The organism is Kitasatospora sp. NPDC056800 (assembly GCF_042789775.1).
Lineage (GTDB): Bacteria > Actinomycetota > Actinomycetes > Streptomycetales > Streptomycetaceae > Kitasatospora.
In genome coordinates this window covers 1-6,428 of the sequence record NZ_JBHUAL010000319.1, presented here as the reverse complement: position 1 = coordinate 6,428, position 6,428 = coordinate 1, and the positions used below count along the sequence as shown (strand labels likewise).

The window sequence follows — 6,428 nt, the reverse complement described above, 5'->3', positions numbered from 1 at the left end:
CGCCCGTACGGTCAGCGCGACCCGGGGCCGTCCTCGGCGGCGGGGCCGTCCTTCCCGGCGGTCGGGGACCCGTCCGTCGACTCGGCGACGGCCTCCGGGCCGGAGCCGTTCACCGGCGTGGAGGCGGCGTGCGCCCCGGCCGGCCGGGGCTCCTGCGGGGCCGGGGGCTCGACCAGCCACTCCGGGTTGCTGTGCCGGCGCCACCACTGCCAGGCCACGATGCCGCCGCCGATCGCCAGCAGGCCGGCCACGGCGAGGCCGGTGGCCAGGCGGTTGCACTGCTCCTTCCTGGCGTTCCGGGCGGCCAGCTCGCTGATCTCGGCCGAGCTGACGTTGCCCTGGAGGGCGGTCAGCGCGGCGGCGCCGCGGGCCTGGGCCTCGTGGGCGACCGGGCCGACGGTGGCGCGGGCCTCCTCGACCGCCTGGGCGACCCTGGGGCCGACGGTGGCGCGCGCCTGGTCCGCGGCCCGGGCGGCGGACAGGCGGGCCGCCAGAGCGGCCTCCTGGGCCCGGTGGAGGGCCTTCAGGGTGTTCTGCTGGGCCTCCGGCGGCAGGTTGGCGAAGGCCTGGCCGAACTGGGGGGCGAGGTGCCGGTCGTACTGGCAGCGGAGGTGGTGGGCGGCCTGTGCGGCCTTCGGACCGAAGGCGTCCAAGGCGGGGCCGAGGCGCTGCTTGGCGCCGTCCGCGAACTGTGCGGCGGTGTCCCGGGTCCTGGTGGCCGTCTCACGGGCCGAATCCGAAAAGCTCACGAGTCTCTCCTCCTGGGTGGTGTCCTTTATGCACATATCCACCTGAATGCTGATCATGCATGCTGATTTGTCCGGAGGCATGTCGGGGTGGGCCGTACGCGGGGCCCCTGCCGGGGCGGGCCGGACGGGGCGGGCGTGAGGACAGGGCCCCCGGCGGGGCGGAGAAAGCCGGGTCCGGCTGTGGGGGAGCCGGTCCGGGGGCGGGGGCACGGCAGTAGGCTGGCGGTTTCGGAGGTCGTGTACGGGAAGGGGACCCGCTGATGCTCCCGGACGAGCCGAGGCCGTCGGTCGACCGGTCCCCGGAGGCCGGACCGCCCGACTGCTACCGGCACCCGCAGACCCCCACCGGGGTCTCCTGCACCCGCTGCGAGCGGCCGATCTGCCCGCAGTGCATGGTGACCGCCTCGGTGGGCTTCCAGTGCCCCGAGTGCGTCGGCAACGGCCACACCGGGTCGCGGCAGGCGACCACCCGGTTCGGCGGGGCCCTGGCCGCCGACGGCGGGCTGGTCACCCGGGTGCTGATCGGGCTCAACATCGTGGTCTGGGTGCTGGCCGCCTTCGTGCTCACCCCGCGGCTGGGCCAGACCTGGTCGCTGTTCAGCGCCGGGCGGGACATCCTCGGCGGCCCGGCGGGCATCGCCGACGGCCCGGACCAGTGGTACCGGCTGCTGACCGCCACCTTCCTGCACCTGGAGTGGTGGCACGTCGGGATGAACATGCTGGTGCTGTACTGGCTCGGCCCGTCGCTGGAGGAGGCGCTCGGCCGGCTCCGCTTCCTGGCCCTCTACCTGGTCTCCGGCCTGGGCGGCAGCACCTTCGCCTTCCTGGTGGCCGGCGGCTGGATGAACTCGGTGGGCGCCTCCGGGGCGGTCTTCGGGCTGATCGGCGCCACGATCGTGCTGCAGCTGCGGAACAGGGGCCCGCTCGGCCCGGCGATGGCGTTCCTGGTCTTCAACCTGGTGGTCACCTTCTCCCGCCCGGGCGTCGACTGGCGGGCGCACGTCGGCGGCCTGCTGCTCGGCTCGCTGACGGCGGTCGGCCTGATGTACGCCCCGCGCGAGCGCCGCGGCCTGGTGCAGGGGCTGACGGTGGCGGGCGCGGTGGCGGTCGAGGCGGGGATGCTGCTGGCCGGGACGGCCCTCTACGGGGCCTGACGCCTCGGACGTTTGTCCACAGCGGGTGCGGGGTTGTGCACAGGCTGTGCGACCACCCGGGTGCGGACTGGTGTTCTACGCGTGTCCTGCTGTGCGGTTCTCCCGTTCCCGGGGAGTTGTGCACAGCTGTGGACGGGCCCGCCGGGGAAAGTTATCCACAGGCCCGGGGGACTTTTCCCCAGTGTGGATAACCATGTGGATAAGCCCGACAGTCCGATGGTGGGGATAACCGACCGGATTCCGGTGCGCTCCCGCCCGGCTCCGGGCACGCCTGACCGCCGCCCCGGGACGAGCGATCCGGAGCGGCGGGAAACGGCTCGAAGCCGAGCCTCAGGACGGGCGGAGCGTCACTTCCACTGGGTGGAGACGCCGAAGCCGGCGGCGATGAAGCCGAAGCCGACCAGGATGTTCCAGTTGCGCCAGCTCTCGACCGGGTAGGTGCCGCTGGTCACGTAGTAGGTGACGATCCACACCAGGCCGATCAGGAACAGCGCGAGCATCAGCGGCGCGACCCAACCACGGCCCGAACTGATCTTCACCGCGGCCGTGGTCGGCGGGGTGTAGTCGGACTTCTTGCGGAGTCGAGACTTCGGCACGAGGAGCTCTCCTGTCGATGCGCTGTGAGACCGCGCAGGGTGCAGCGGGTGGAATCGGCCGCGGTCGGCTGTGGAGAAACGTCCTGGGGACCGCTCCGCCACATGCCACCGGCGTCCGTTAGCGTAGTGGCTCGGCGGGTCTAGAGGAGATAAGGGTACGGTGACTAATTTGTCGATTCCCCCTGAGCCGGCCCGTACCCGCCGTTCCGGCACCCGAATTGTCGGACGTGCCCTGACCTGCGCCGTCTTCGCGCTCGCCGGACTGCTCTTCTACATCAGCGCGCAGACCGCCCGCGGCACCGACCTGCGGACCGACAACTCGTTGCTCAGCCTCGGCGACGTGGTCCGCCAGCGCAGCGCCCAGAACCAGCAGGCGCAGTCCCAGCTCGCCGACCTCCAGGCCCGCGCCCAGCAGCTCACCGAGCAGCAGGGCCACGACCCCGCCAACGCCGCGCAGCTGGGCGGCCTGCGCTCCGGCGCCGCCCTGGAGCCGCTCCAGGGCGGCGGCCTGACCGTCACCCTCAACGACGCCCCGCCGAACGCCACCGCGCGCATCCCGGGGGTGCCCGAGCCCGGCGTCAACGACCTGGTCATCCACCAGCAGGACATCCAGGCCGTCGTCAACGCGCTGTGGCGGGGCGGCGCCGAAGGGGTGCAGGTGATGGACCAGCGGCTGATCTCCACCAGCGCCGTCCGCTGCGTCGGCAACACCCTGCTGCTCCAGGGCCGGGTCTACTCCCCGCCGTACGTGGTCAGGGCGGTCGGGCGGACGGACACCCTGCGCTCGGCCGTCGAGGCGGACCCGACGGTCCGCAACTACCTCCAGTACGTCCAGGCGTACGGGCTGGGCTGGAAGGTCCAGGAGAGCGGCGAGCTGAGCCTGCCCGGCTACTCCGGCACCACCGAGCTGCGTTCGGCGGGCGGCCAGCAGTAGCGGACCGGCCCCGCGGGCGCGCACGGCGGGTCTACTCTTTAACCCAGTCCGCTACGTCGAGGGAGCACCATGTACGGCTGGATCTGGCGTCACCTCCCGGGGAACACCCTGGTCCGGGCCGTCATTTCGCTGCTCCTCGTGCTGGGGATCGTCTACCTCCTCTTCACCTACGTCTTCCCGTGGGCGGAACCGCTGCTCCCCTTCGGCGACGTCACAGTGGACGGCGGCGACGGCGCCGCGACCGGCTGAGCCGGCGGGCCCGGCACTCCCTTCCCGCACCGCACCCCACGGAGACCACGCGCGCATGACGACCCGGCCGACCACTCCGCCCCGCATCCTGGTGGTGGACAACTACGACAGCTTCGTCTTCAACCTGGTCCAGTACCTGTACCAGCTCGGCGCCACCTGCGAGGTGGTGCGCAACGACGAGGTGACCGTCGAGCACGCCGTCCGCCGCTCCGGCGACGAGGGCTTCGACGGGGTGCTGCTCTCCCCCGGGCCCGGCGCCCCGGAGGAGGCCGGGGTCTGCATCGAGATGGTGCACCACTGCGCGCGGATCGGACTGCCGGTGTTCGGCGTCTGCCTGGGCCTCCAGTCGATCGCGGCCGCGTACGGCGCCGTGGTCGGCCGGGCGCCCGAGCTGCTGCACGGCAAGACCTCGCCGGTCGAGCACGAGGACGGCGGCGTCTTCGAGGGCCTGCCCTCGCCGCTGACCGCGACCCGCTACCACTCGCTCGCGGTCGAGCCGGCCACCGTGCCGGCCGAACTGGTGGTCACCGCGCGCACCGGGAGCGGCGTGATCATGGGGCTCAGGCATCGTGAACTGCCGGTCGAGGGCGTGCAGTTCCACCCCGAGTCGGTGCTCACCGAGGGCGGGCACCGGATGCTCGCCAACTGGCTCGCGGAGTGCGGCTTCCCGCAGGCGGTCGACCGGTCGGCCGGGCTCGCCCCGGTGATCGGCCGGGGCTGACCGGCGTGACCTCGCTGCGTCCGGAGGGGCGTTTCCAGCCGGAGGCGGACCCGTACGGCACCGCGCAGCAGTACGGCGGGCCCCGGTACCCGGGCCAGGACGACGGCACCGGCGGTGCGCCGTACCGGCAGGGGATCCCGGTGCAGACCGTGCCCGAGGACGCCTGGGGCGTGTACGAGCAGGCCCAGGAGCCCATCGTGGACGGGCCCGAGTACCCCTGGCTGCCCGACCAGACCCTCCAGCTGCGGCTGCCCCTGGACCTCGGCGCGCCGGCCGCCGAACCGGCCCCCACCGGTGGCCGGGCCGAGCGCCGCCGCGCCGCCCAGGGCCGCACCTCGCTGCGCTCCGGCAGCGGCCGGCGCCGGTCGAACGGCCGCGGCGCCGGGCGGGTGCGCCCCCGGGAGTCCGTGCTCGTGGTGGCCGCCCGGAGCGTCGGCGAGCTGTGCATCACGCTCGGCGTGGTGATGCTGCTCTTCGTCGCGTACCAGCTCTGGTGGACCAACGTGCAGGCCGACGCGGCCGCCGACGGGGCCCGCAACCAGCTGGAGCAGCAGTTCAACGCGGCCGTCGCGCCCGTCCAGCCGGGGCAGCCGGCCCCGGCGCCGGACAAGCCCGAGGTGTTCGAGCCCGGCAAGGGCTTCGCCATCATCTACCTGCCCAAGCTGGGGCTGAAGTTCCCGATCGCCGAGGGCACCTCCAAGTCGGGGGTGCTCGACAACGGCCTGGTCGGCCACTACACGGGAACCGGGATGCCGGGCGACAAGGCGGGCAACTTCGCGCTGGCCGCCCACCGCAACACCCACGGCGAGCCGTTCCGGTACATCAACCAGCTCGGCAAGGGCGACAAGATCGTGGTGGAGACCGCGGCCGGCTACTACACCTACGAGGTCACCGGGGGCATCCCGGAGACCTCCCCCAACAACGTGAGCGTGATCAAGCCGGTGCCGAACGGCGCGGGGTACGCCGGTCCGGGCCGCTACATCACCCTGACCACCTGCACGCCGGAGTTCACCTCCAAGTTCCGCCTCATCGTCTTTGGCAAGATGATCGAGGAACGGCCGCGTGCCCAGGGCAAGCCGGCCGCGATCACGGGCGGGTAGCCGCCCGGCCGCCCGGCCCGGAGGGGGAGCACCGCAGATGCAGGACGAGAGCGCGCGATCGGCCGAACCGGCGCAGGAGGCCTTCGCCCCGCCCGAGCCGCGGGCCGGGCGGGGCCGGAGCCGGGCGCTGGCCGCGCTCGGGGTCTTCGGCGAGCTGCTGATCACCATGGGCCTGGTGCTCGGCCTGTTCGTGGGCTATTCGCTCTGGTGGACCAACGTGCAGGCGGACCGCTCGGCCTCGGCGGCCGCCGACCGGCTGCGCGGCAGCTGGGCCGCGGGCCCGCGCCCCGGCCCCGGGGCGACGCCCGGCGCCGCCCCGGCCCCCGGCGCGTCCGCTGCTCCCGGCGCCCCCGGTGCCGAGCCCGGGTCCGTGCCGAAGCAGTTCGCGGCCGGGGACGACGTCGGCTTCCTGCACGTCCCGGCGATGGGCCGGGACTACCAGGTGCTGATCCGGATGGGCACCTCCACCGAGGTCCTGGACGACGGCGTCGCGGGCGTCTACGAGCAGCCGTACCGGGCCGCGATGCCGTGGGACCAGCAGGGCAACTTCGCGCTGGCCGCCCACCGGGACGGCCACGGCGCCAAGTTCCACGACCTGGACGCCGTCCACCGGGGCGACGCCGTCGTGGTCGAGACCCGGGACAAGTGGTACGTCTACAAGGTCGACAGCACCCTGGCGGAGACGTCCAAGTACGACACCGGCATCGTGGCGCCCGTCCCGGCCCGCTCCGGCTACGAGGGCCCCGGCCGCTACATCACCCTGACCACCTGCACGCCGGTGTACACCTCGCGCTACCGGATGGCCGTCTGGGGGAGCCTGGTGCGGGTGGACGACATGGACGCCAAGCGCACCCCGCCGCCGGAGCTGCGGCACTCCTGAAGCCGCCCAGGGGCCTCCTGGAGCCCGTACGGAACGCCCGAGGGC

General features: G+C 73.4%; 8 protein-coding genes. 6 read left to right on the top strand and 2 right to left on the bottom strand.

The features are described from left to right. Nucleotides 1-11: 11 nt before the first annotated feature. The gene (locus ACFRQN_RS39220; protein ID WP_074001946.1) at nt 12-749 is read right to left on the bottom strand and encodes a DUF5324 family protein; all 738 of its coding nucleotides are present in this window, start codon (nt 747-749) and stop codon (nt 12-14) included. 260 nt (nt 750-1,009) lie between these two features. Between ACFRQN_RS39220 and ACFRQN_RS39215 the strand changes: the two genes are divergently transcribed. Then, a complete protein-coding gene (locus ACFRQN_RS39215; RefSeq protein ID WP_074001947.1) occupies nt 1,010-1,903 on the top strand; it encodes a rhomboid family intramembrane serine protease in 894 nt (297 codons plus the stop codon). Nucleotides 1,904-2,250: 347 nt separating this feature from the next. Here the strand turns inward: ACFRQN_RS39215 and crgA are convergent, their stop codons facing one another. Beyond that, nucleotides 2,251-2,499, bottom strand: a complete 249-nt coding sequence (gene crgA, locus ACFRQN_RS39210; RefSeq protein ID WP_049656797.1) for a cell division protein CrgA — start codon at nt 2,497-2,499, stop codon at nt 2,251-2,253. Between the two features lie 169 nt (nt 2,500-2,668). On the opposite strand from crgA, the gene ACFRQN_RS39205 reads away from it, so the two are divergent. From ACFRQN_RS39205 to ACFRQN_RS39185, 5 genes are all read left to right on the top strand, one after another. Further along, nucleotides 2,669-3,433 (top strand): DUF881 domain-containing protein, encoded by a 765-nt coding sequence (locus ACFRQN_RS39205; RefSeq protein WP_380745407.1) that lies wholly within the window; start codon nt 2,669-2,671, stop codon nt 3,431-3,433. A 69-nt stretch (nt 3,434-3,502) separates the two neighbouring features. After that, nucleotides 3,503-3,682: a hypothetical protein gene (locus ACFRQN_RS39200; RefSeq protein ID WP_049656795.1), complete on the top strand. Its 180-nt coding sequence runs from the start codon at nt 3,503-3,505 to the stop codon at nt 3,680-3,682. 55 nt (nt 3,683-3,737) lie between these two features. Next, nucleotides 3,738-4,403 (top strand): aminodeoxychorismate/anthranilate synthase component II, encoded by a 666-nt coding sequence (locus tag ACFRQN_RS39195; protein WP_074002166.1) that lies wholly within the window; start codon nt 3,738-3,740, stop codon nt 4,401-4,403. Then, nucleotides 4,328-5,503, top strand: a complete 1,176-nt coding sequence (locus ACFRQN_RS39190) for a class E sortase (RefSeq protein WP_074001948.1) — start codon at nt 4,328-4,330, stop codon at nt 5,501-5,503. The genes ACFRQN_RS39195 and ACFRQN_RS39190 overlap by 76 nt, the downstream gene beginning before the upstream one ends. Nucleotides 5,504-5,540: 37 nt before the next feature. Continuing rightward, nucleotides 5,541-6,383 (top strand): class E sortase, encoded by an 843-nt coding sequence (locus ACFRQN_RS39185; RefSeq protein ID WP_074001949.1) that lies wholly within the window; start codon nt 5,541-5,543, stop codon nt 6,381-6,383. The last annotated feature ends 45 nt before the right edge of the window (nt 6,384-6,428 follow it).